23 protein-coding genes and 1 riboswitch are annotated in these 23915 nt (G+C 72.0%); of the genes, 9 read left to right on the top strand and 14 right to left on the bottom strand.

Annotation, left to right across the window (positions count from 1 at the left end; all coding sequences use genetic code 11):
• Positions 1-72 precede the first annotated feature (72 nt).
• A complete protein-coding gene (locus tag ACZ63J_RS31650) occupies positions 73-1518 on the top strand; it encodes an amino acid permease (protein ID WP_465399507.1) in 1446 nt (481 codons plus the stop codon).
• On the opposite strand, the gene ACZ63J_RS31645 is transcribed toward ACZ63J_RS31650, so the two are convergent.
• Genes ACZ63J_RS31645 through ACZ63J_RS31635 form a run of 3 tightly spaced genes read right to left on the bottom strand, consistent with a single transcriptional unit; the run spans position 1515 to position 3499 of the window.
• Complete coding sequence (locus ACZ63J_RS31645) at positions 1515-2564, bottom strand: nitronate monooxygenase (protein ID WP_465399506.1); 1050 nt, start codon at positions 2562-2564, stop codon at positions 1515-1517. The genes ACZ63J_RS31650 and ACZ63J_RS31645 overlap by 4 nt on opposite strands.
• 17 nt (positions 2565-2581) lie before the next feature.
• Positions 2582-2938, bottom strand: coding sequence for a nuclear transport factor 2 family protein (locus ACZ63J_RS31640; RefSeq protein ID WP_465399505.1), 357 nt, complete (start codon positions 2936-2938; stop codon positions 2582-2584).
• A 51-nt stretch (positions 2939-2989) separates the two neighbouring features.
• Positions 2990-3499 (bottom strand): MarR family winged helix-turn-helix transcriptional regulator, encoded by a 510-nt coding sequence (locus ACZ63J_RS31635; RefSeq protein WP_465399504.1) that lies wholly within the window; start codon positions 3497-3499, stop codon positions 2990-2992.
• Positions 3500-3606: 107 nt separating this feature from the next.
• Here ACZ63J_RS31635 and ACZ63J_RS31630 point away from each other — a divergent pair, with 107 nt between their 5' ends.
• The 4 genes from ACZ63J_RS31630 (at position 3607) to ACZ63J_RS31615 (ending at position 7058) form a co-directional block, all read left to right on the top strand.
• A complete protein-coding gene (locus tag ACZ63J_RS31630; RefSeq protein WP_465399503.1) occupies positions 3607-5379 on the top strand; it encodes a family 20 glycosylhydrolase in 1773 nt (590 codons plus the stop codon).
• 161 nt (positions 5380-5540) lie between these two features.
• Positions 5541-5963, top strand: a complete 423-nt coding sequence (locus ACZ63J_RS31625; protein ID WP_465399502.1) for an HIT family protein — start codon at positions 5541-5543, stop codon at positions 5961-5963.
• Between the two features lie 40 nt (positions 5964-6003).
• A complete protein-coding gene (locus ACZ63J_RS31620; protein WP_465314517.1) occupies positions 6004-6450 on the top strand; it encodes a pyridoxamine 5'-phosphate oxidase family protein in 447 nt (148 codons plus the stop codon).
• A gap of 26 nt (positions 6451-6476) precedes the next feature.
• Complete coding sequence (locus tag ACZ63J_RS31615; RefSeq protein WP_465399501.1) at positions 6477-7058, top strand: hypothetical protein; 582 nt, start codon at positions 6477-6479, stop codon at positions 7056-7058.
• Positions 7059-7509: 451 nt separating this feature from the next.
• Here ACZ63J_RS31615 and ACZ63J_RS31610 read toward each other — a convergent pair whose 3' ends face one another.
• Entirely contained in the window at positions 7510-8079 is a 570-nt protein-coding gene (locus ACZ63J_RS31610) for a Uma2 family endonuclease (RefSeq protein WP_465399500.1), read from the bottom strand.
• A 132-nt stretch (positions 8080-8211) separates the two neighbouring features.
• On the bottom strand, positions 8212-10053 hold the full coding sequence (gene lepA, locus ACZ63J_RS31605) for a translation elongation factor 4 (protein WP_465334817.1): 1842 nt from the start codon (positions 10051-10053) through the stop codon (positions 8212-8214).
• A 115-nt stretch (positions 10054-10168) separates the two neighbouring features.
• Here lepA and ACZ63J_RS31600 point away from each other — a divergent pair, with 115 nt between their 5' ends.
• A complete protein-coding gene (locus tag ACZ63J_RS31600) occupies positions 10169-10789 on the top strand; it encodes a class I SAM-dependent methyltransferase (protein WP_465399499.1) in 621 nt (206 codons plus the stop codon).
• Here the strand turns inward: ACZ63J_RS31600 and ACZ63J_RS31595 are convergent.
• Both ACZ63J_RS31595 and ACZ63J_RS31590 read right to left on the bottom strand, forming a co-directional pair.
• Complete coding sequence (locus ACZ63J_RS31595) at positions 10786-11160, bottom strand: VOC family protein (RefSeq protein ID WP_465399498.1); 375 nt, start codon at positions 11158-11160, stop codon at positions 10786-10788. The two genes, ACZ63J_RS31600 and ACZ63J_RS31595, sit on opposite strands and share 4 nt — an antisense overlap.
• Before the next feature lie 23 nt (positions 11161-11183).
• Positions 11184-12047: a DMT family transporter gene (locus ACZ63J_RS31590; RefSeq protein WP_465399497.1), complete on the bottom strand. Its 864-nt coding sequence runs from the start codon at positions 12045-12047 to the stop codon at positions 11184-11186.
• 354 nt (positions 12048-12401) lie between these two features.
• Here ACZ63J_RS31590 and rpsT point away from each other — a divergent pair, with 354 nt between their 5' ends.
• Positions 12402-12662 carry a 30S ribosomal protein S20 gene (gene rpsT / locus ACZ63J_RS31585; protein WP_284742036.1) on the top strand — a complete coding sequence of 87 codons (261 nt, stop codon included), beginning with the start codon at positions 12402-12404 and terminating at the stop codon, positions 12660-12662.
• A gap of 49 nt (positions 12663-12711) precedes the next feature.
• On the opposite strand, the gene holA is transcribed toward rpsT, so the two are convergent.
• Positions 12712-13692 carry a DNA polymerase III subunit delta gene (gene holA, locus ACZ63J_RS31580; protein WP_465399496.1) on the bottom strand — a complete coding sequence of 327 codons (981 nt, stop codon included), beginning with the start codon at positions 13690-13692 and terminating at the stop codon, positions 12712-12714.
• Positions 13693-13827: 135 nt separating this feature from the next.
• A riboswitch (SAM riboswitch) is annotated at positions 13828-13961 on the top strand.
• A gap of 13 nt (positions 13962-13974) precedes the next feature.
• Here holA and thrC point away from each other — a divergent pair.
• Positions 13975-15240, top strand: coding sequence for a threonine synthase (gene thrC, locus ACZ63J_RS31575; RefSeq protein ID WP_465334807.1), 1266 nt, complete (start codon positions 13975-13977; stop codon positions 15238-15240).
• A gap of 47 nt (positions 15241-15287) precedes the next feature.
• On the opposite strand, the gene ACZ63J_RS31570 is transcribed toward thrC, so the two are convergent.
• The 4 genes from ACZ63J_RS31570 to ACZ63J_RS31555 all read right to left on the bottom strand — a co-directional run bounded on the left by ACZ63J_RS31570 (position 15288) and on the right by ACZ63J_RS31555 (position 21721).
• Positions 15288-17666 carry a DNA internalization-related competence protein ComEC/Rec2 gene (locus ACZ63J_RS31570; protein ID WP_465399495.1) on the bottom strand — a complete coding sequence of 793 codons (2379 nt, stop codon included), beginning with the start codon at positions 17664-17666 and terminating at the stop codon, positions 15288-15290.
• Between the two features lie 1093 nt (positions 17667-18759).
• Positions 18760-19485, bottom strand: coding sequence for a ComEA family DNA-binding protein (locus ACZ63J_RS31565; protein ID WP_465399494.1), 726 nt, complete (start codon positions 19483-19485; stop codon positions 18760-18762).
• Positions 19486-19629: 144 nt separating this feature from the next.
• Positions 19630-20955 (bottom strand): FtsX-like permease family protein, encoded by a 1326-nt coding sequence (locus ACZ63J_RS31560; RefSeq protein ID WP_465399493.1) that lies wholly within the window; start codon positions 20953-20955, stop codon positions 19630-19632.
• A gap of 1 nt (position 20956) precedes the next feature.
• Positions 20957-21721: an ABC transporter ATP-binding protein gene (locus ACZ63J_RS31555; protein ID WP_465399492.1), complete on the bottom strand. Its 765-nt coding sequence runs from the start codon at positions 21719-21721 to the stop codon at positions 20957-20959.
• Positions 21722-21786: 65 nt separating this feature from the next.
• Between ACZ63J_RS31555 and ACZ63J_RS31550 the strand changes: the two genes are divergently transcribed.
• Positions 21787-22329: a TetR/AcrR family transcriptional regulator gene (locus tag ACZ63J_RS31550; RefSeq protein WP_465399491.1), complete on the top strand. Its 543-nt coding sequence runs from the start codon at positions 21787-21789 to the stop codon at positions 22327-22329.
• On the opposite strand, the gene ACZ63J_RS31545 is transcribed toward ACZ63J_RS31550, so the two are convergent.
• Together ACZ63J_RS31545 and octT are read right to left on the bottom strand one after the other, a co-directional pair.
• The gene (locus ACZ63J_RS31545; RefSeq protein ID WP_465334797.1) at positions 22326-23180 is read right to left on the bottom strand and encodes a DegV family protein; all 855 of its coding nucleotides are present in this window, start codon (positions 23178-23180) and stop codon (positions 22326-22328) included. The genes ACZ63J_RS31550 and ACZ63J_RS31545 overlap by 4 nt on opposite strands.
• A 4-nt stretch (positions 23181-23184) precedes the next feature.
• Positions 23185-23913 (bottom strand): diglucosylglycerate octanoyltransferase, encoded by a 729-nt coding sequence (octT, locus tag ACZ63J_RS31540; protein WP_465399490.1) that lies wholly within the window; start codon positions 23911-23913, stop codon positions 23185-23187.
• Positions 23914-23915 lie beyond the last annotated feature (2 nt).

Here is a 23915-nt window from a genome sequence, read left to right as displayed (position 1 = left end):
CGCGGAGTTGGCGGTAGGTTCCCCCGTTGGGTCCGTGATCCGGGCTCGTCCACCGACGTTCGGGAGACGAAGATGTCCGCTCCAAGCCTGGGCTCCAGCTCCGGCATCTTCCGGCGCAAGCCGATCGACCAGATCCAGGACACCAGCGAAGCCGGTGGCCTGAAACGCACCCTGGGACTGTGGCAGCTGACCGCCATCGGCATCGGCGGCATCATCGGCGCCGGGATCTTCGCCCTGGCCGGCAGCGTCGCGCACGGCGACGACTCGGCGGGCATCGCCGGCGTCGGCCCGGCGGTGCTGATCTCGTTCCTCATCGCCGGTGTCGCCAGCGCCGCCGCCGCGTTCTCCTACGCCGAGTTCGCGGGCATGATCCCGAAGGCCGGTTCGGCCTACACCTACGGCTACGCGGTGCTCGGCGAGATCGTCGGCTGGTTCATCGGTTGGGACCTGCTGCTGGAGTACACCGCGATCGTGGCGGTGGTGGCGATCGGCATCTCCGGCTACTTCAGCTTCCTGCTCGGCCAGCTCGGGCTCGACCTGCCCGCGTGGATGCTCGGCGCGCCCGGCACCGGGCCCGGGCACAAGGTCGACCTCTTCGCGATGCTGCTGTGCCTGTTGATCGCGTACCTGCTCAACCGCGGCATCCGCAGCGCCGCCCGGTTCGAGACGGCGATGGTCGGGATCAAGGTCCTGATCGTGCTGGTGGTCATCCTGGTCGGCTTCTTCTACGTCAAGACCGGCAACTACACGCCGTTCGCCCCGGCCGGCTTCGGCGGCGCGGTGACCGGAGCGGCGACGGTCTTCTTCGCCGTCTTCGGCTACGACGCCATGTCCACCGCCGCGGAGGAGTCCAAGGACGCGCAACGGCACATGCCGAAGGCGATCCTCTACTCGCTCGGCATTTCCATGGTGCTGTATGTGCTGGCCTGCCTGGTGCTGACCGGCATGCAGAAGTACACCGAGATCGACCCGAAGAGCGGCTTCTCGACGGCGTTCAAGTCGGTCGGCCTCGACGGGCTCGCGACCGTGATCGCGATCGGCGCGATCGTCGGCATTCTCACCGTGCTGTTCACGTTCATGATGGGCGCCACCCGCGTCGGCTACTCGATGAGCCGCGACGGCCTGCTCCCGCCGTGGTTCGGCAAGACGAGCCCGAAGCGCCAGGTGCCGAGCCGGATGACCTGGCTCCTCGGCGGCGCGTCCGCCGTCATCGCCGGGGTGCTGCCGATCGGCGAGGCGGCCGAGCTGACGAACATCGGCATCCTGCTCGCGTTCGTCGTCGTCTGCGTCGCGGTGATCGTGCTGCGCTACAAGCGTCCCGATCTGTCGCGGACGTTCAAGACGCCGGGCATGCCGGTGGTGCCCGCGATCGGCGTCGTTTTCTCGATCTGGCTGATCACGTTCCTTCAGCCGGCGACCTGGCTGCGGTTCGCCGTCTGGTTCGTGCTCGGGATGATCGTCTACTTCGCCTACAGCCGGCGGCACTCGGTGCTGAACCGCACCGGCCCGGAGGCCTAGCGGATCCGGTCGAGGCGCGCGGCGGCGTCGCGCGCCTCGACCTTCAGCCGTTCGACGATCACGGCGGCCGAGGCGTCGTAGGCGAGCGGGTAGGTCTGGCCGGCCCACAGCGAGATCGCTTCCGGGTCACCCGCCTTCGCCGACGCCTTGCGCACCGGCCCGGCCAGGCTGTTCAGCTGCGGGTACGCGGCGGGCGCGCCTTCCGACAGCGCGTCCATGAACCTGTTGACCAGCCCGCGCGCCGGACGTCCGCTGAAGGCACGGGTGAAGGCCGTCTCGCGTTCGGCGAGCGCCAGCGCCTTGCGGTGGGCCTCGGAGGTGCCGGCTTCGTCCGCGCGCAGGAACACCGTCCCCAGCTGGGCGGCCACGGCCCCGGCGGCGAGCACGGCGGCGACGTCCGCGCCGTGGACCAGGCCACCGGCGGCGACCAGCGGCAGGTCCGTCTGACCGGCCACGAGCCGCAGCAGCGCGAGCACGCCGTACTCCGGGCCGCCGCCGGGCAGGTGCGCGTCGTCGGTGAACAGGCTCCGGTGCCCGCCGGCCTCGAACCCCTGGAGGACCAGCGCGTCGGCGCCGAGGTCCGCCGCCCGGCGCGCGGCTTCCGGCGTCGTCACGGTGACGACGACCGTGCTGCCGGCCTCCTTGAGCCGCACGACGTCGGACGGACTCGGCGGCCCGAAGGTGAACGACACCACCGGGCTCCGCTTCTCGAGCACGACGTCCAGCTTCGCCGCGTACGCGTCGTCGTCCCACTTCGGCTCGCCGAGCTCGACGTCGTACTCGCGGGCGAAGACCTCGAGCCGCTCGCGGTGGGCGCTGACGTCGGCGCCGGTGTCCGGCTGCGGGACGAAGAGGTTGACGCCGAACGCGCGGCCGGTGAGCTCGCGGGTGCGGTCGATCTGCGCGGCGAGCGCCGCGGGGGTGAGCATGCCCGCCGAGAGGAAGCCGAAGCCGCCGGCTTCGGTGACCGCGGCGACCAGTTCGGGCGTGGTCGGCCCGCCCGCCATGGGCGCGGCGATGACCGGGAACGTCAGCTCGTCGAACATGCCACCGAGCGTAGTACTCAGGCGGGCAGCAACATCGTGTAGAGCTTGGTGATGAGCCCGTCCTCGACGAGGGCGACGTCGATCCCCCGCACGACCGGCGGCGCGCCTTCCGAGCCGAGCTCCCAGGCGAGGTGGCCCAGGTCGTGGTTCACGAGCACCGGCCCGGCCGGCGCGAACACGAACCCCGGGGACTGCTCCAGCAGCCCCTTCGCCTTGGCGTTCAGCTCTTCGTGCCCGGTCGCCATCCCCTCGGGATCGGCGAAGGTGACGTCGGCCGCATACGTCGCCGCGATCGCCTTCGCGCGCCGCTCGTCGTCACGCTCGTTGAAGACCTCGAGCAGGTTCGCCCGCATCAGTTCGGCCACCGTCGCCATCTCGCACCCTCCTAGGCTCGGCGCCATGTTACGTGACATGTCACGTAACCGTCAGGGGTGGTCGTCCGGCCGGGGCAGGCTGCCGTGCTCGACGAGCGAGTCGTAGACGCGTTCGAGGAGGCCCGCCAGCTGCGGCAGGCCGTCCGGCCCGAGCGCGTCCAGGAACGCCGTGCGCACGAACTCGACGTGGTCCGGCGCCGCCCGGCGCAGCGCCGCCCAGCCGTCCTCGGACAGCGTCACGTCGGTGGCCCGGCGGTCCTCGGGGCTGACGCCGGTCGCGACCAGGCCGCGTTCGCGCATGCGCTTCAGGTGGTGCGAGAGCCGGCTGCGCTCCCAGCCGAGGCGGACCGCGAGATCGGTGACCCGCATCCGGCCGTCCGCCGCGCTGGTCAGCGCGACCAGCACGTGGTAGTCGGCGAGCGAGATCCCGCTGTCGGCGCGCAGCTGCCGGTTCAGCTCGTACTCCAGGCGGAGGTGCACCTTCATGTACGCGTACCACGCGGCCGTCTCGGCGCTCGAGAGCAGCGCGAACGGCGAGCCCGCCACGAAGTCCCGCGTCACCAGACGAGCTTAACCACCCAAACTGGTCTAGACCATGACCGGCGGAAATGCGACGATCCCGGCAGGCGTGACGGCGAGGTCGCGCCCTTCCCGCCAGGAGGTCCCCGGTGAAGCCATCCCGCACGCGACGGCTCGGCCGCGCACTCGCCGTGCTGGCCCTGATCGGCGCCAGCACGACCGCCGCCCAGCTGACCCCGGCCGCGGCGGCCACCCCCGCGTTGCAGTCGATCGTGCCGGTGCCGGTTTCGGTGACCCCGGCGGCGGGAGTGACGTTCCCGCTGGTGGCGTCGACGAAGATCGTCACCGAGGCCGGGTCCGCGCCGGCCAAGCAGGTCGGCGACTACCTCGCCGGGGTGCTGCGCCCGTCGACGGGCTACGCGCTGCCAGTGTCCGACGCGCCCGCGTCCGTGCCCTCGGACAGCATCGCCCTCCTGCTCTCCGGCGCACCCGCGTCGGTCGGCGCGCAGGGGTACCAGCTGGTGTCGACAGCGTCGTCGGTCACCATCCGGGCCACGACGGCCGACGGGCTCTTCGCGGGCGTCCAGACGTTGCGGCAGCTGCTGCCGGGCCGCGTCGAGAGCGCGTCGGTGCAGCAAGGGCCATGGACCGTCCCGGGCGCGACGGTCGTGGACTACCCGCGCTTCGGCTACCGCGGCGCGATGCTCGACGTCGCGCGGCACTTCCACCCGGTGTCGACGGTCAAGCGGTACATCGACCAGCTGGCCCAGTACAAGATCAACAACCTGCACCTGCACCTCGCCGACGACCAGGGCTGGCGCATCCAGATCGACAGCTGGCCGCGGTTGACGACCTACGGCGGCAGCACCCAGGTCGGCGGCGGCGCGGGCGGCTACTACACGAAGGCGCAGTACACGGACATCGTCACCTACGCGGCCTCGCGGCACATCACGGTCATCCCGGAGATCGACATGCCGGGGCACGTGAACGCGGCGCTGGCGTCGTACGCGGAGCTGAACTGCAACGGGGTGGCGCCGGCCCTGCGAACGGACACGGCGGTCGGGTACAGCTCGCTGTGCATCTCGAAGGACATCACGTACACGTTCATCGCGGACGTCCTGCGCGAGCTGGCGGCCCTGACCCCGGGCCCGTACCTCCACATCGGCGGCGACGAAGCGTCCTCGACGTCGGCCTCGGACTACCTGACGTTCGTGAACAAGGTGCTGCCCCTGGTCGCGGCAACGGGCAAGTCGGTGGTCGGCTGGCACGACATCGCGAAGGCGACGTTGCCGGCGTCGGCTTCCCCGCAGTTCTGGGGGACGTCGACGTCGGACTCGGGCGTCTCGGCGGCGGTTTCCCGTGGCAGCAAGGTGATCCTGTCACCGGCGAACAAGGCGTACCTGGACATGAAGTACAACAGCTCGTCCCCGATCGGCCTGTCGTGGGCGGGCTACGTCGAGGTCCAGGACGCGTACGGCTGGAACCCGGGAGCGTACCTGTCGGGCGTGGGCGAGTCCGCGGTCCGCGGCGTGGAGTCCCCGCTGTGGGCGGAAACGGTGGTGACCCCGGCGGACATCGACTACCTGGCATTCCCTAGGTTGGCGGCGCACGCGGAGCTGGGCTGGTCCCCGTGGTCGACCCACGACTGGACGGCGTTCCGCACCCGCCTGGGCGCCCAGGCGCCCCGCTGGGTGGCCCAGGGCATCAACTTCTACCGGTCAACGCAGGTCACGTGGGACACGGGCGGCACGACCAACCCGGGCACGTGCACGGACGCAGCCTGGACGGCGTCGCAGGTGTACACGGGCGGCAACGTGGTGTCCCACAACGGCCACAAGTGGACGGCGAAGTGGTGGACCCAGGGTGAGGAGCCGGGAACAACGGGCCAGTGGGGAGTGTGGACCGACAACGGCGCCTGTTGAGGCATCGCTGGGCCCGTCTCGCGGAGGCGGGCCCAGCGGTCGTCCGCAGACCGGGTCGGGCAGTTCCAGGTCCTCACCAGCGGCTCCTTGACTCGCGGGCTCCGCACCACCCGGCCCAGTGAACCTGGTGCGGCTCCGGTGTGCGTCGCTAGTCTGCGGCCATGCCGGAGCCGTGCCCGATCTGTGCCAAGCACCGGGGGGCCGGGCCGCTGGTGAGCCCGGTGGTCTGGGCTGACGACCTCCTCGTCGTGACCCATCAGCCCGGCACCTTCCTCGGCTATCTCTTCGTCGAGCCCCGGCGGCACGTCGCGGGGCTGGACGAGCTCACCGAGCCCGAGGCGCTGGCCGTCGCGCGGGCGGTGTGGGTGGGCGCCCGGGCGCTGCGGACGGAGCTCGATCCGCTGTCCGTGCACACCTTCGTCGCCGGGCGGTCGGTGGCCAGGGTTCATTTCCACCAGCACCTGTTCGTGCGGCACCGGGGCACGCCCGAGGAGCGCGGCTGGACCGACGTCGACTGGCCTGGCGCTCCGCATGGCGATCCCGCCGGGCTGTGCGGACGGTTAGCACCGCACTTCACCCGGTGAAACCGGAACATCGCGCCGGGCGGGCAGGTTAAGTTGAGGCATGAGCGTTGATCTCGAGCAGGTTCGGACGCTGTCGCTGCAGGAGCACGGCCTCGCCACCGTCGCCACGACGCGCGCCGACGGCACGGTGCACTCCTCCGTGGTCAACGCCGGCGTCTTCGACGACCCGGTGACCGGTACCCCGGGTGTCGCTTACGTCGCCGTCGGGCAGGCGCACAAGCTTCTGCTGCTGCGCCGGGCCGGGCACGCCACGCTGACCTTCCGCCGGGGCTGGAACTGGGTCTCCGTCACCGGCGCCACCCACCTCATCGGGCCGGACGACCCCGACCCCGCCTTCGACGCCGCGGGCCTGCCGAAGCTCCTGCGCGACGTCTTCATCGCCGCCACCGGCACGCACGACGACTGGGACGAGTACGACCGCGTGATGGCCGCGGAACGCCGGGTTGCGGTGTTCGTGCGGGCGGACCGGATAATCGGCAACCCCTGACCCGCCCGGCCCCAGGAGTCGTCCCGTTGCCCGAGTCCCCGTCCCGCGTCACCACGCCGGTCAAGGTCCTGATCGGCGTGCTCGCGGTCGCCGACGCCGGTTTCGGCGGAGCGCTCGCCTTCGGGCTCGTGCGCGGCCTGTCCCCATGGCTGATCGGCGGCGCCTACGCGGCCACCGTGCTCGTCGCGGTGGTCGTGTTCCGCGCCTCCCGTGCTCGCATGCTCAAGCGTGGCCTCGACGGCCTCCGCGACCTCACGCTCGGCGAGGAGGGCATCCGCCTGCCCGCGGGCACGCTCAGCACCCGGGTGGTCCCGTGGTCCCAGATCGCCGACGTGACGGTGCGCCGCTCAGCCCGCTTCGGCGACGGCCACCTGCGCGACGCCATTTGGCTGGATCTGGTCACCGGTGAAGGGGTGGAGAGCTCGGTACAGTGCTACGCCCCGCGCGGCAAGCTGCACCCGGCCCCGGCGGGAAGGCGCCAGTTCGAGCAGACGGCGATCCTGGACCCGGCGCTGTTCACGGCGGTGATCGAGCGGCTCCGGAAGGAGCTGCGGCACCGGCAGCTGCACTCCCAGCTCCGCGGCGCACCACGCATCCGCCACCACTGACGGTCCTCCGCAGCTGCGCGCATTCGACGGCGCGGCAAACGGACTGCGCACTCACTCCGCCGGCGGCGAAGCAGCGCCGCTGGACCACAGGGAGGAGTCGATGACCCGGTCCTCCAGCGCCGCGATCCACCAACTCGCCCGGCCGCACCAGCAGCGCGGCCGACGGCCCGCCGGCCTCAGGCGCGCCGGACAGCTTCGCCGGCATGGCCAGCGCCTCCCGACCGGGTCCGGCCAGCGCGGCCAGCCTGTCCTGGTGCTCGGCCCGCAGGCCTCAGGCACGCCGGGCAGCCTCGCCGGCATGGCCAGCGCCTCCCGACCGGGTCCGGCCAGCGCGGCCAGCCTGTCCTGGTGCTCGGCCCGCAGGCCTCAGGCACGCCGAGCAGCCTCGCCGGCATAGCCAGCGCCTCCCAGCCGGCGCGGCCAGCCTGTCCTCGTGCGCGGCCCGCCGGCCTCAGGCGAGCCGGCCCAGCAGCTCCCGCGGCACGATCCGCACCGGGAACGGCCGCTCGAGCTCGACCGCCTCGTCGCCCGCCGCCTTGGCCACCTGCTGGTAGCAGCCGTCCTCGTCCAGCTCGAACACCGTCAACGCCGGCTCCGCCGGGTCGATCACCCAGTAGCTGCCCGTCCCGAGCCGCTCGTAGACCACCCTCTTGGTGTTGAGGTCGTGGATCGCCGTGCTGGGTGAGAGCACCTCGACCGCCAGCACCGGTGGCACCGGGAGATCCTTGTCGGTGAAGTCTTCGTCCCGGCCGACCAGGACGTCCGGCTGTAGCTCGATCTTGTCACCGTGATGCACCGCGAACGGCGCGACGACTACGTCGAACTCGGGCGGGCAGGAATCGACGAGCACTCTCCAGAGCCATACCGCGATCGTCTGGTGTCGTCTTCCCGGCGCAGGGGTCACCAGGAGCACCCCGTCGATGAGCTCGTAACGTCGGCTGTCATACGGCATTTCCCCGAGGTCGTGCACCGTCAGGGGGCCCGAATCGCCGGGATGCTCGATGTCCGCCATGACCGTCATGGTGCTCTCCTTTCGCTCTTCGCACCAGAGCACACCAGACAGCACCGACAGAAACCGCGTCGAACACGGGTTCGGCGCCCATATTCACTAGTCGGAGTGAATATGGGCGCAACTGTCACATCAGGAGAACAGTTACTTCTTGCCCTTACCCGAGTCCTCAGTGGACAAAGCGGCGACGAAGGCCTCCTGCGGGACCTCGACCCGGCCCACGGTCTTCATCCGCTTCTTGCCTTCCTTCTGCTTCTCCAGCAGCTTGCGCTTCCGCGAGATGTCACCGCCGTAACACTTGGCCAGGACGTCCTTGCGGATCGCGCGAATCGTTTCGCGGGCGATGATCCGGGAGCCGATGGCCGCCTGGATCGGCACCTCGAACTGCTGGCGCGGAATGAGTTCGCGCAGCCGCGTCGCCATTCGGTTGCCGTAGCCGTAGGCCGCGTCCTTGTGCACGATCGCGGAAAACGCGTCGACGGTTTCGCCCTGCAGCAGGATGTCGACCTTCACCAGCTCGGCGACCTGCTCGCCCGCCTCTTCGTAGTCGAGCGACGCGTAACCGCGCGTACGCGACTTCAGCGTGTCGAAGAAGTCGAAGATGATTTCCGCCAGCGGCAGGTTGTACCGCAGTTCGACCCGGTCCTCGGACAGGTAGTCCATGCCGAGCAGCGTCCCGCGCTTGGTCTGGCACAGCTCCATGATCGTGCCGACGAACTCCGACGGCGCGAGGATGCTGACCTTCGAAACCGGTTCGTGCACCTCGGAGATCTTCAGCCCGCTCGGCCAGTCCGACGGGTTGGTCACGACCACCTCGCTGCGATCCTCCAGCACCACGCGGTAAACCACGTTCGGCGCCGTCGAAATCAGGTCGAGGCCGAACTCGCGCTCGAGCCGGTCGCGCGTGATCTCCAGGTGCAGCAGGCCGAGGAAGCCGCAGCGGAAGCCGAAGCCCAGCGCCACCGACGTCTCCGGCTCGTAGTCGAGCGCGGCGTCGTTCAGCTGGAGCTTGTCGAGCGCCTCGCGCAGCTCCGGGTAGTCGGAGCCGTCCACCGGATACAGTCCGGAGTAGACCATCGGCTTCGGCTCGCGGTAGCCGGCCAGCGCCTCCTTGGCGCCGTGGCGTTCGGACGTCACGGTGTCGCCGACCTTGGACTGGCGGACGTCCTTCACGCCGGTGATCAGGTAGCCCACCTCGCCGACGCCGAGGCCCTTGCTGGGCTTGGGCTCCGGCGAGATGATCCCGACCTCGAGCAGCTCGTGCGTCGCGCCGGTCGACATCATCTTGATCTTCTCGCGCGGCGTGATCTTGCCGTCGACGACCCGGATGTAGGTGACGACGCCGCGGTAGGTGTCGTACACCGAGTCGAAGATCATCGCGCGGGCCGGCGCGTCCGCGTCGCCCTGCGGCGCCGGGACCTGCTTGACGACCTCGTCGAGCAGCGCGCCGACGCCCATGCCGGTCTTGGCCGAGACCCGCAGGACGTCGTCGGGCTCGCAGCCGATGATGTGGGCCAGCTCACCCGCGTACTTGTCGGGGTCGGCCGAGGGCAGGTCGATCTTGTTGAGCACCGGGATGATCTGGAGGTTGTTCTCCAGCGCGAGGTAGAGGTTGGCCAGCGTCTGGGCCTCGATCCCCTGCGCGGCGTCGACCAGCAGGACGGCGCCTTCGCACGCCTCCAGCGCCCGCGAGACCTCGTAGGTGAAGTCGACGTGGCCGGGGGTGTCGATCATGTGCAGGACGTGGTCCTGCCCGTCGACCTGCCACGGGAGCCGGACGTTCTGGGCCTTGATCGTGATCCCGCGCTCCCGCTCGATGTCCATCCGGTCGAGGTACTGCGCGCGCATGGCCCGCTCTTCCACGACGCCGGTGAGCTGCAGCATGCGGTCGGCCAGGGTGGACTTGCCGTGGTCGATGTGCGCGATGATGCAGAAGTTCCGGATGAGCTCCGGAGGCGTGAAGGTCGTGTCGGCGAACGTCGTCACTCGAATGAGTCCTCGGAAAGTCGGGGATGGCCACCTCTATGGTCCCATGGCCCTCCGGGTGCGGGTGGGGGTCATCCCCGATGCGGGCTTTTGTGATCCGTGGTGCCCTCGAAGTATGAGCACTTCGCACCAGCCGGCACCCCCTCCCCAGCCGGAGACCAGCGGCTTCGCCCGTGTCCTCGACCGGACGTTCGGTCACCCCTCCGGCGTGCTCGGCCGCCTCGGCGGCCTGCTGATGGCCCGGGGCAACGCCGCCACCGAACACCGCGTCGTCGACCTGGCCAAGCTCGAGCCGGACGAGACCGTCCTGGTCGTCGGGCCGGGCCCCGGCGTCGGCCTGGAAGCCGCGTCGCGGCTGGCCGGGCGCGTCGTCGGCGTCGACCCCTCCCCCGAGATGCTCGCGCTCTGCCACGAGCGCTGCGGCGACCGCGCCGAGCTGCGGGAAGGGTCGGCCGCGCACACCGATGAGCCCGGCGAGTCCGTCGACGTCGTGCTGACCGTGAACAACGTCATGCTCTGGGACGACCGCGCCGCGGGGTTCGCCGAGCTGTTCCGGGTGCTGCGGCCCGGCGGGCGGCTGCTGCTGTCCGCGCACGAGAAGTGGCTGCCCGTGAGCAGGCACGTGCTGGCCGACGAGGCCGCCGCCGCGGGCTTCGCCGACCTGCAGACGTGGACCTGGGAGCCGCCCGGCTTCACCGCGCTGGCCGCGCAGCTGCGCGCCGTCAAGCCCGCCTAGCGGGTGTCGGTGCGGATCGGGTGGCCCTCGGGCACCTCGACCAGCACGATCCGCGTGCCGTCCGGGTCGGCGATCCAGGCCTCGTCGAGGCCCCAGGGCTCGCGCTGGGCGTCGCGCACCGGCTCCAGGCCCTTCCCCTTGAGCTCGGCCAGGGTGCCCGCCAGGTCCCGGACCTGCACCCAGAGCACCAGGTCGGGCGACGCGCCCGCCATCCCCTCGCCGGAGACCTCCAGGGAACCGTGGCCGAGGAAGAAGACGGTGCCGCCGGGGAACTCGCGCTCCACGGCCAGGCCGAGGGTGTCGCGGTAGAACCCGGTGGTCGCGGCGACGTCACGCGGGCGGATCAACAGCCTGCTCTTCAGGACTTCCATCCGACCATCCCTACCGGACGCGCTCAGGCGACCGCAATCGCGGCGATCCCCGACAGCACGATCACGGAGCCGGCGAGCCGCCGCACGGCGTCGCTTTCGCCCAGCACCAGCCACGCGGCGAGACCGCCGAGCACGATGCTCAGCTCCCGGGCGGGCGCGACCAGGCTGACCGGCGCCATGGTGAGCGCGAACAGCACCAGGACGTACGCGATCGGCGAAAGCACCGCGACGACCAGCACCTCGCGACGCTGCTCGCGCCAGATCCGCCGCACCTCCCCGCGGTCGGCCAGCGCACCGGGTACGAGCAGCACGCTCTGCAGGACCGACCCCAGGCCGAAGTAGACGATCGGCGGCACGCTGAGGCCGGTCACCGCGTGCGCGTCCCAGAGCGTGTAGCCGGCGATGACGGCGCCGGTCAGCAGGCCGTAGAAGATCCCGGCCTTCACCGCTTGCGGGTCGCCCGCCTTGCGGCCGGTGCTGATCACCAGCACCCCGGTGATCACGAGGAACGCGCCGAGCAGGCCGAGCCAGCCCGGCCGCTCGCCGAGCACGAGGACGGCGGCCAGCACCGACAGCAGCGGCCCGGTGCCGCGCGCGACCGGGTAGACGACCGAGAGGTCGCCGACGCGGTATCCGCGCTGCAGGACGATGCCGTAGGCGATGTGCAGCACCGCCGTCACGACGGCGGCGAGCAGCCAGCTCCACTGTGGACGGTCCGTTTCCACGACCAGCAGCACGACCGTCACCGGCAGGAGGAAGACCGCGGAAGCCGTGTAGTAGAGCCAGACGAACTGCGTGCCGCCGGAGGAGATCCGCTTGGCGGCCAGGTTCCACGCCGCGTGCACGACCGCGGCGACGAGGACGAAGGACAGGGCGGTGGCGTTCATGGGACCCTTTCGGGTTTTCGCGCGCGCGAAAACCGGGTCCTCCAGGCTTTTGCCCCGTCAGATGAACGACCGGCCGTCCGGGCCCGCCGATGGTGCCGCTCGGACCAGACCCGCCGGTCCTGGTTGTGTGGTGCGGCGTGTGCGGACCGGCGACGGAACCCTAGGCACTGACCGCCCTCCACCGTACTCCCCATGATCGGTTGCGCGCAGGTCCCGGCGGACGGGGCCGGGAGCCGGGCTGTTAGAGTTGTCGCTCGCTGCCCGTGCGGCATTCCGTCATGGAGGAAACCTGCTTTCGAGCAGGGCCACTTCAGCGCGGCGGCGAATCTCACCGAGTGAAACAGGAGTTGCCCTATGGCCAACATCAAGTCGCAGATCAAGCGCATCACGACGAACGAGAAGGCGCGTCAGCGCAACCAGGCGATCCGGTCCTCGGTGAAGACCGCGATCCGCAAGGTCCGCGAAGCCGCCGACGCCGGCGACAAGGCCAAGGCTGCCGAGCTGCAGCGCGACGCCGCCCAGAAGCTGGACAAGGCCGTCTCGAAGGGCGTCATCCACGCCAACCAGGCCGCCAACAAGAAGTCGGCGCTCGCGAAGCGCGTCAACGCGCTCTGAGCAAGCTGTTTCTGGAGAAGCCCCGGCCTCGGCCGGGGCTTTCTTCATGTCAGCGGTCGCCCTTGGCGGCCGCCACCTCCAGCACGGCTCGTTCCAGCGCGTAACCCGGGTCGGCCGCCACGCCCTTGACCTCGGCGTTCAGCCGCGCGACCACCCGCATCGCCGTGGCCAGCCCGTCCTGGTTCCAGCCCCGGGACTGGCCCTGCGCCTTGCGGATCTTCCACGGCGGCATGCCCAGCTCACCGGCCAGCTGGTTGGGGTTGCCCCGGCCCGCGCCGGAGACGCGGGCGATCGTGCGGACGGCGTCAGCCAGCGCGTCGGCGACCAGGACGTGCGGGACCCCGAGCTGCATCGCCCAGCGCAACGACTCCAGCGCCGCCGCGCGGTCACCGCTGACCGCCCGCTCCGCGACCGCGAACCCGGTGACGTCGGCGCGGCCGCGGTGGTAGCGCCGGACCGCTTCGGCGTCGACCGCGCCGCCGGTGTCTGCGACCAGCTGCGTCGCGGCGGAGGAGAGTTCCCGCAGGTCGGAGCCCACGGCGTCGATGAGCGCGGCGACACCGGCCGGGTCGATCTTGCCGCCCACCCGGCGCACCTCGTGCCGCACGAACTGCTCCCGCTCAGCGGGCTTCGTCATCTTCGGGCATTCCGTGACTTCGGCGCCGGCCTTCTTCAGCACGGCCGGGAGCGTCTTGCCGGCCTTGCTGCGGCCACCGCCGGTGTGCACGACGACCAGCACGACCCCCTCCGCCGGGTCCTTCAGGTAGGACGCCACGGCGTCGGCCAGCTCCTGCGAGATGTCCTGCGCCGACTCCAGGACGATCACGCGCCCTTCGCTGAACAGCGAGGGACTGACGAGTTCGGCCAGCTCAGGGGCTGTGAGATCGGACACCCGGACGCGGGTCAGCTCGGCGGTCGCGTCGATCGCGCGGGCCGCGGCCAGCGTCTCGCGGACGGCGCGCTCGATCAGCAGTTCTTCCTCACCCAGGACCAGGTGCAGCGGGGGCGGGGCGGTGGCTTGCGCGGTCACCGGAGGATCCTCTCACTTCTCCGAACGTGCGCCCGCTCCGGTGATGTGGAGCCGCCACCATGGCACGGTCCGAACGCCATGTCGTACGGTGTGCTCGAGGCGGCGCGTTTGTGGCGCGCCCCGACAACCGAATACCGCTCATCCAGAGGGGCAGAGGGAACGGCCCGACGAAGCCCCGGCAACCGGCGTACAGCCCGTCATCCCGCGATCGCGGGGTAGCTGACGACCACGGTGCCAATTCCGGCCCGCTTCGGCGGGGCAGATGAGGAAAGGAACCTCGCGATGACCGCAACCCTCGGCACGACCTCCACCACCAAGACCCCGGATCTCGGACCGGCCGTCGAACTGGTGTCGAAGGAAGAGGGCCACCGGCAGCCGCTCGCCCCCGAGTTCGTCTCCGCCGAAGACTTCTCGCCGCTCGAGGTCGCCTACGACTTCGGCCGCGTCCGCCGCGAAGACATCGAGGCCGGCCCCAAGAACATCTGGCGCTACAAGAAGCTCCTCCCGGTTCCGTCGAACATCGAAGAAATCCCGAACACCGAGCCCGGCGCGACCCGCCTGGTGCGCGCCGACCGCCTCGCCAAGGAGCTCGGCCTCAAGCGCGTGTGGGTCAAGGACGACACCGGCAACCCGACGCACTCCTTCAAGGACCGCGTGGTTGCCGTCGCGCTGGCCGCGGCCCGCGAGTTCGGGTTCGAGGTGCTCGCGTGTCCCTCGACCGGCAACCTGGCCAACGCGACGGCCGCCGCGGCCGCCCGTGCCGGCTGGCGGTCGGTCGTGCTGATCCCGAAGTCCCTCGAGCGCGCCAAGATCCTCACCACCGCGGTGTACGACGGCGACCTCATCGCCATCGACGGCAACTACGACGACGTCAACCGCCTCGCCACCGAGCTCGCCGGTGAGCACCCGAAGTGGGCGTTCGTGAACGTGAACGTCCGGCCGTACTACTCGGAAGGCTCGAAGACGCTGGCCTTCGAGGTCGCCGAGCAGCTCGGCTGGCGCATCCCGCCGCAGATCGTCGTGCCGATCGCCTCCGGTTCGCAGCTCACCAAGGTGGACAAGGGTTTCCGCGAGCTGGGTCAGCTCGGTCTCGTGGACGCCAGCCCGTACAAGGTGTTCGGCGCCCAGGCCACGGGCTGCTCGCCGGTGTCGGCCGCGTTCCGCGGCGGCCACGACGTCGTCCAGCCGGTGAAGCCGGACACGATCGCCCGTTCGCTGGCGATCGGCAACCCGGCCGACGGCCCGTACGTGCTCGACATCGTCAACCGCACCGGCGGCGCGATCGAGGACGTCTCCGACGAAGAGGTCGTCGAAGGCATCCGCCTGCTGGCCCGCACCGAGGGCATCTTCACCGAGACGGCCGGTGGCGTCACCGTCGCCACGGCGAAGAAGCTGGTCGAGACGGGCAAGCTGGACCCGGACGCCGAGACCGTGCTCCTCATCACCGGCGACGGCCTCAAGACCCTCGACGCGATCGAGAACCACGTGGGCCCCAAGGCGGTCCTCCCGCCGTCGGCCGCCGCGGTGAACAAGGCGCTCGGGTACTGATCTTCGCCCGGCGGTGTGCCGGGGCGGGCCGCGTGGCTCGCCCCGGCTCATCGGCGCGGTGGGCCGCGGGGCTCGCCCCGGCGTGAGACCGCCGGGCCCGCCGGTTCGCCTACCACGGCGGTGTCTCCGTCCTGGTCCGTCCGGGTCACCCGTGCGCCCAACGCCACCAGAGTGTCCATTGTGGACTTGCTGGGATGCCCGTAGGTGTTGCCCGCGCCCACGCTGACCAACGCCACCCGCGGCGCCACCGCGGCGAGGAACGACGGCAGCGAGTACCGCGAGCCGTGGTGTGGGACCTTCAGCACCTCCGCTTTCAAGTCTGCGACGTCGGCCAGGAGATCCGCCTGCGCGGCCAGTTCGACGTCGCCGGTCAGGAGCATCCGACCGGCTGCTGTCTGCGCCCGGAGGACCACCGAGCTGTTGTTGATCGTGGTGCCGTCCTGCCCGGCTGCACGGGCCGGGACGTAGCGCGGGCCGAGCACGTCGAGTGAGAGCCCGGGCCAGTCCAGCCGCTCCCCCGGGTTCAGCTCGACCAGGGGCACGGACTGGCGGGCCGCCTCCGCGGCGACCTGCCGCCACGCCCACTCCGGCGCGCGCCCCGGCCCGACGGCGATGCCACCGACCGCGCGGCCGTCGAAGACCGACGCGAGCCCGCCGATGTGGTCGGCATGCAGGTGGCTCAGCACCACCAACGGGATCCGGTCGACGGCGAGCCGGTGCAGGCACTCGTCGACCGGTCCCGGCTCGGGTCCGGTGTCGATGACGATCGCCCGCCCGGGCTCGGCGGTCGCCAGGACGACCGCGTCACCCTGCCCGACGTCGCATTCGACCATCGCCCAGTCGCGCGGTGGCCACGCCGGCGCGATCACCCGGACCGGCACGAGCACCAGCAGCGCGCCGACGACCAGCACGGCCATGAGCAGCCGGATCCGCCGGTGGCGGGCGGCCAGCACCAGCACGAGGAGCACACCGGCGGCGAGCAGGCCGCCGGCCCAGCCGCCGGGCCACGCGACTGTCGCGCCCGGGGCTCGTGCGCCGTGCCGCGCCACCGTGATCAGCCAGCGTGCCTCCGGATCGGCCAGGTGCACCAAGACCTTCCCCGCGCCCGGCCACCAGGGACCGGTGACCGTCGCCAGCACGCCAAGCACGGTCGCCGGAGCCACTACCGGTGCCGCGAGGACGTTGGTCAGCACCGAAACCAGGCTCACCGAGCCCGCCATGCCCGCGATCACTGGCGCAGTCACGAGGAACGCCGCCAGCGGGATCGCCAGCCCTTCGGCGAACCCCGGCGGAACGCCGAGGCGGACGAGCGCGGCCGCCCAGCGAGGCGCGAGCAGCACGAGCCCGGCGGTGGCGAACACCGACAGCGCGAACCCGAAGTCCGTGGCCATCGCCGGATCCGCCACCACCAGCACGCAGACCGCGAACGCCAACGCGGGCAGCGCCGAACCACGCCGTCCCAGCGCCAGAGCCAGCAACGCGACCGCCGCCATGACGCCGGCCCGCAGCACGCTCGGCTCCGGGCCGACCAGGACGAGGAACCCGGCCAGGCAGGCGCCCGCCGCCACCGCCGACAACCGGGGCCCGAGCCGGACCAGGCGCAGGAGGAGCAGGACCGCGCCGCAGGCCACGGCGAGGTTCCCGCCGCTGACCGCGGTCAGGTGGGCGAGGCCGGCGGTGACGAACTCCTGCTCGACCCGCGGCGACAGGCCGCTCGTGTCACCGAGGACCAGGCCCGGCAGCAATCCGGCGGGCTCGTCCGGCAGGCTCTGGCACAGGTCGTGGAGACCCGCGCGCAGGTCGGCCGCCGCCCGCTGCCACCACGGCGCGGGGCCGGGTTCCGTGGGCGGGCCGCGCACGGACAACACGGCGACGGTCAGGTCCGAACCACGCGGCGGCATCAGCAGACCCGAGACGGCCACTTCCTGGCCTGGCAGCAAGGTCGCCCATTGCGCGACCGGCGCGAGGAGGAGAACCTGCCCGGAGGAGTCGACCGGGCGGCCGTCGATTGATGCGGTGCGCACGTCGGCGGTGAGCACTACTGATCGGGCGCCGGCTTGGGTGTCGGCGTATCCCGCGCTCCGCACCGGCTTCGGACGTTCGGCGACGATGACTCGGAGGGTGGCCGGTAGGCCGTTTGCTGCTGCCGCGCGGAGTTCGTCGTGCTGGGCGTCGCGGATCTGCCAGGCAACCGGGCCGGCTGTGACGAGGCCCAGTACGAGTACGGCCGGGGCTGTGCCGAGTGCCCGGGGACGGCCGCGGGCGCGGTAGAGCACCAGGCCGGCGATGAGCGCCGAGGCGAGCCCGGCGGCGAGTGCCGTCCACCAGCCGAGGAAGAGGCCGGACAGTGCCGCGAGCCAGCACAGGAGGGCTGCCGGGACCAGCCGCATGTCTTGGCGGGTGTCGGTTACGGGGACGGTGGTCATCCGACCGGCTCCTGACTCCGCGGGCTGGCGGCTGTTGTCGACTGTGAGCAGACGAGCAGGCTGGCTGGTGCGCCGAGTCGGGCCAGCGCCCGGGCCACCGGCAAGCCTTGCCAGGCGACAGTCACCTGCGTCCGTGCGCGGACGAGGAGCCCGACCAACACGCCAAGCCACGCCGGGACCCGCTGCGGGCCCTGCCAGGCGGCGGTCACCGGGGTAGCCGCCGACCGTGAATCGACGAGGAACCCGAAAAGCGCGCCAGGAATGCACATCTCCGCCGCCTGAACCAACCGCAAGTCGTGTGGAGCGGCAGTCACCGCGACGGCGGCCGCCGACCACCAGCCACCAAGTGACCCGGCCATGGCCGCCGAGAGCAGCCGCGAGCCCTGCAAGGCGGCAATCACGTGCGTCCGCGCGCGGACGAGGAGCCCGACCAGCGCGCCAAGCCACGCCAGGACCCGCCGCGAACCCTGCCTGGCGGTAGTCGCAGGGACAGGAACTGCCGACCGCGAGCCGGCGCGGAGCCCGGAAAGCGCGCCAGGCAAGCACATATTCGCCGCCTGAACCAACCGCAAGTCGTGCGGAGCGGCAGTCACCGCAACAGCGGCCGCCGACCACCAGCCGCCAAGTGACCCGGCCATGGCCGCCGAGAGCAGCTGCGAGCCCTGCAAGGCGGCAGTCGCCGGGGTAAGAGCCGTCGATCGCGAGCCGACGAGGAACCCGAAGAGCGCGCTGGGCCGGTACGCCAGCGCGGCCTGAAGCAACCGCAAGTCCCGCCCGCTCGCAGGAGAGGGCGGTGTTGGCCGGGTTGCTTGGCAGCCGGTGGCCGACGGTCGCCGTTGCAATGACTGCTGCTCGGCGCCGTTCGGGATCGACGTCGGGCACCGCGACGGGGAGCCGTTGGGCCCGCCGGCGGGTGTGCGGTTCGAGCGGCTGCAGGAGACCATCCGGCCGGCTGGGGCAAGCCGGCGCACCAACGCCGCCCAAACGGACTGCAGGTCGTGTGGAGTGGCAGTCACCCGGGCGGCGACCGATGACCACCAGCCTCCAAGCGATCGTGCCGATGCCGCGGGGACAAGCCGGGCAGGGACGGAGGTCATCCGACCGTCACCTGCTCCCGCAACTTGGCGAACTTGCTTTCGCCGATGCCATCGACGTCACGCAACTGTTCCACCTTCGTGAAGCCGCCGTGGTCGGTGCGCCACTGGACTATGCGCTTGGCCATCACCTCGCCGACGCCCGGCAGGGTGTCAAGCTGGTCTGCCGTCGCCGCGTTGAGGTCGACCTTCGCGCCAGCCGGGTCGTCGGGGGCCGCCAAGGGAAGTGCGGGGGCCGGGATTCCGACGGCCAACTGTTCGCCGTCGGTCACCCGGCGGGCGAGGTTCAGCGCGTGGAGGTCCGCTCCCGGGTCGACGCCGCCCGCTGCTCGGAGGACGTCCGCGACCCGGGAACCCTGGGGCACCGTGACCAGCCCCGGTGAGCGGACGCGGCCGATCACGCTGACCACCAGACCGGCCTGGGGTGCGGCCCGGGCCGGCGCCTCGGCCGCCGGTTTTGCCGACGGCAGTGCGGGCGCCGGCTCGGGTGCCGGGCGGCCGCCGAGGAGGGCCACCGAGCCGAGGATGATCAGCACGACCGCCGCGAGGACGCCGGCGAAGGCCCACCGGCGGCGGCCGGCGCCGGTGGGGCCGCCCGGCAGCCAGCGCCGGACCAGCCGGCCGCCCGGCCCGACCGTGCTCGCGTCGGGCGTGAGCTGGTCGGCCAGCCAGGCGAGCCGGTCGTTGAGGGGTGGGCCCGGATCCCGGGCGGGCTGCTCGAACACACGATCGACGTTAGGGCCCGCGGGGAGGCGTCCGACAGGGGTGCCGCCGCGTTCTGTGGACAACCGGGGTGTTGTGGATGGATCAGCTCCGCCCGGCCCGGGACCGGCCGTTTCCGTCGTACCCGGATGGCATGCTGGAGGGTTTCACCCCGCTGCCGACACGGTGGCCCGCCGGATGACGCGGCCCCCGGCCACCGACGTCACCGCCAGCGCCACCACCGCCCCGAAGACCGCGCTGAGCAGGAACGGCCCGGCATCAAGAGCCAGGCCGCCCGTCTTGACGACGGCGAACGGCACGACGCAGACCACCGCGCCGGCGGAGGCGGCCACGATCGCCGTCACCGCCGCGGCCGTCGTTTCGCGCAGCAGCATGCCTTTCGCCTGCCGGCCGGTCGAACCGAGCAGCGCCAGGACGGCGAACTCGTCGTGACGGCGGCCGATCGCCGCGACCAGGTTGTTCGTCAGCGCGATGGCCATGAACAGCCCGATGAGGACCACCACGAGGTAGTTGATCGACGCCAGGACGCGCGCCGTGCTGTCCGCCGCGACGTGCCGGTTCTCGATCCCCTGCATGGCCAGCGTGCCCGCCGAAACGCCGACGAGCAGCGTCAGGAACGTGACCACCGGCCGCATCCGGTCCGGCGCCGCGGCCAGGTTGACCGCGGCCAGGTAGGCGCCCGCGCCCCGGGACCGCGGCCGGAAAAGGCGCAGGACGGCGTTGGCGACCGCGATCAGCTCCGGCGCGAGCACCGCGAGCCCGATCGCCGTCAGCACCGTGGCGGGGCCGGTCATCGCCGTCGTCGCGATGCTGTCGGCCGGCAGCCCCAGGACCGCCGACGCCGACCCGATCCCGGCGACGAGCAGGACGATCGCCGTCACCCGCCGGCCGTTGCCGGCCCGGCGCGAAGGCAACGGCTCGGCCACCGCGACCGGGCTGCGCCGCGCGGGCTTCCGGCTGCCGATCCAAGCGGCCAGGACACCCGCGCCGAGCACCACGGCGACACCCGCGACCGGCAGGGCGATCCCGGGCGCGTAGACCGTCGCCGGGTCGGTCAGCCCGGTCGCACGGACGCCCCGCAGGAGCAGCCACCCGAGGAGGTACCCGGCCCCGAGCCCCGGGACGGCGGCCGCGGTCGAGATCGCGAGCGTTTCGACCGAAACCAGGACCCGCACCTGCCGCGGGGTGGCCCCGATCAGCCGGAGGCCGCCGACTTCGGCAGCACGGGCCGCCAGCGTGACGCCGATGGTGGAGACCATCGCGAACACGACGATCGCCACCACCCAGCCGCCCATGATCAGCGGGAACTCGACGAGGAACGCCCGGTCCGCCGCGGCGGTGCCGGTGGACAGGCCGGTGCCGAGCAACGCCGTCATCGCGACGACCAGGGCCATGCCGACGACGGCGACGAGCCCGGTGGCGAGCGCCGCGCCGCGGTGGTGGCGCGCCAGCCGGAGAGCCAGGGAACCCATGTCAGCGCACCCCTGCCGCGTTCGCCGCCCGCTCGGCCGACTCGACCAGCGTCGCCATCCGGTGGGCGACAGCCGCCGCGTTCGGCCGGTCCAGCCGGTCGACGACCAGGCCGTCGGCGAGGAACAGCACGGTGTCCGAAAAGGACGCGGCGACCGGGTCGTGGGTGACCATGATGATCGTCTGGCCGCCGTCGGCGAGCCGCCGCAGCAGCCCGAGCACCTCCCGTGCGCTGCGGATGTCCAGCGCCCCGGTCGGTTCGTCCGCGAACACGACCTCGGGGTCGGTCACGAGCGCGCGGGCGACGGCGACACGCTGCTGCTGGCCGCCGGAAAGCTGCCCGGGCCGGTGCTGTGCGCGGTTCCCGAGGCCGACGTGGGCCAGCAGGTCCGCGGTGCGCCGCGGTTCGGGCCGGCGACCGTCCAGCCGCAGCGGCAGCTCGACGTTCTCGGCCGCGGTCAGCGCCGGCAGCAGGTTGAACGACTGGAACACGAACCCGACGCGGCGGCGCCGGATCTCGGCGAGCCGCGTCTCACCCAGCCGGGCCAGGTCGTGCCCGTCCAGTTCGGCGGTGCCGCCGGTCGGGGTGCGCAGACCGGCCGCGCAGTGCAGCAGCGTGGTCTTGCCGGAGCCGGACGGCCCCATGATCGCGACGAACGAGCCGCGCGCGACGTCCAGGTCGATCCCGCGCAGCGCGTCGACCGGCCCTCCTTCGCCGTCGAATCGGCAGCGCAGCTGCCGCGTGCGGACCGCGGGTGCTGTGGTCATGACGTCCCCTTAGCCTGTGATGGTCGTTCGTTTAAAACGAACGTTTACATGCTACGGTAGCACGCGTGGGACACCGGGAAAATCTGCTGACCGCGGCACGCGAGTGCCTCCTGAAGACCGGCTACGCGCGCACGACGGTGCGCGACCTGGTCGCTGCGTCGGGCGCCAACCAGGCGTCGATCAACTACCACTTCGGGTCGAAGGACCAGCTGCTCACGCGGGCTCTGATCGAGCTGAACACCGAGTGGGGCGAGCTGCTCTTCTCCGCGCTGGGCGCCCCCGACGAGCCGGTCGGGCCCGAGGCGCGCTGGCGCCGGATCATCGCGTCGATCGAGGCGAACCGGGAGCTGTGGTTCGTCAACTTCGAGAGCGTCAGCTACCTGCAGCACGACGAGCAGATCCGGGAGATCAACGCCCAGGGCCAGCAGCTGGCGCGCACGACACTGGCCCACGCGTTCGGCGGCCTGCCCGCCGACGCCGACCCCGACGACCTCCGGGTCGTCGGCTCCCACTACTACTCACTGCTGGTCGGGGTGGCCGCGCAGTGGCTGACCGACCCCGGGAACGCCCCCAGCGCGGCCGAAGTCACGCGGGCCGACCGGCGTTAACGAGACGGGACCGTCCGCTGGACGACCACGCCCAGCACCCCGGGCCCGGTGTGCGCCCCGATCACCGCGCCCAGCTCGGAGACCACGCAGCCCGCCGAGCGCGGCACCGCCTCCTCCAGCCGGTTCGCCAGCGCGACCGCCCGCTCCGGTGACGCGAGGTGGTGGACGGCCAGCTCGACGTCGTCGTCCTGGGCGGCGGCCGCGGCCAGCTCGACCAACCGCGCGAGCGCCCGGTTCATGGTCCGGACCTTCTCCAGCGGCAGGATCCGGCCGTCGGACATGTGCAGCACCGGCTTCACCGCCAGCGCCGTGCCGAGCAGCGCCGCCGCCGGCCCGATCCGGCCGCCGCGGCGCAGGTGGTCCAGGGTTTCCACGACGAACAACGTCGACGAGCAGCCGGCCGCCGTGACCGCGGCGGCTTCGACCTCGGCCGCGTCCTTCCCGGCGCCCGCGGCGTCGGCGGCGTGCAGGGCGGCGAACCCGAGCCCCATCGCCGTCGTGCGCGAGTCGACCACGCGCACCCGGTCCGGCCCGACTTCCTGCGCGGCCAGCACGGCCGCTTCCCAGGTGCCCGAGAGCTCGCGCGAAAGGTGCACCGAGACGATCGAGTCGGCGCCGTCGGCGAAGGCGGCCCGGTACTCCTTCACGAACTCCGTCGGCGTCGGCCGGGACGTCGTGACGATCTTGCGCTGCTTCATCGCTTCGGCGACCGCCGCGGGACCGGTCTCGATGCCGTCGAGCGAAACCACGCCGTCGACCAGGACGTGCAGCGGCACCACCCGGACCGCGTGCCGTTCGGCGAAGCCCTCCGGCAGGTGGGCGGTGGAATCCGTGACTACGGCGACCGACACGCCGTCAGCCTACGTGGCCGGGGGCCAGCACCGGGGCCATCAACACGGACATCGCGTCGCCCACCACGGCGTGTCCCTGCCAGCCCCAGTGCATGCCGTCCGGGTTGCCTTCGCCGCTGAGCACGTGCTCCCCCACGACGGCTTCGAGGTCCAGCAAAGGGATTCCGGCTCGCGCGCCCCACGCGGCCAGTGCGGCGGCCGCGGCGGGCCGCGCGGTGTGCACCCCGCCGTAGGCCGCGGCCCGGTGCACCGACGGCAGCATGCCGAAGATCGGCAGCTCGGGCCGCAGGACGCGCAGCGCGCCCACGGCCGTGTCGAGGTACTGCACGGTGAGCTTGGCCGGCAGCACCGTCGGACGGCCGCGGAACGCGACCGACAGCTTCGGCTGCGCGGCGAGGTACGCCTTGCGCACGACGCGCCGGACCGGGTCCGGCCGCAGGTACTTCAGCCCCGTGCGCAGGTAGGTCGGCAGCGGCGAGGGCAGCGTGTCCATGCTCCCGACCGCCAGCACGACCGCGTCGACGTGGTGCAGGTCGGCCCAGACGCGCGGGTCGCCGGTCAGCGACCACCACGCGTCGCGGGCGGTCCAGCCGATCCCGGCGACCAGGTCGGCGGTGCCGCCCAGCGCCGCGGCGGCCACGTTGGGCCACAGCCGCGGTTCGTCGGCGGCGCAGGGTCCTTCGGGACCGTGAAAGCTCAGCGAATCGCCGAACACGAGCAGGCGCGGCCCCATCG

The organism is Amycolatopsis sp. NPDC104863 (genome assembly GCF_055582965.1).
The sequence above is the reverse complement of the archived record's forward strand: the minus strand, read 5'-3'. Positions and strand labels throughout refer to the sequence as shown.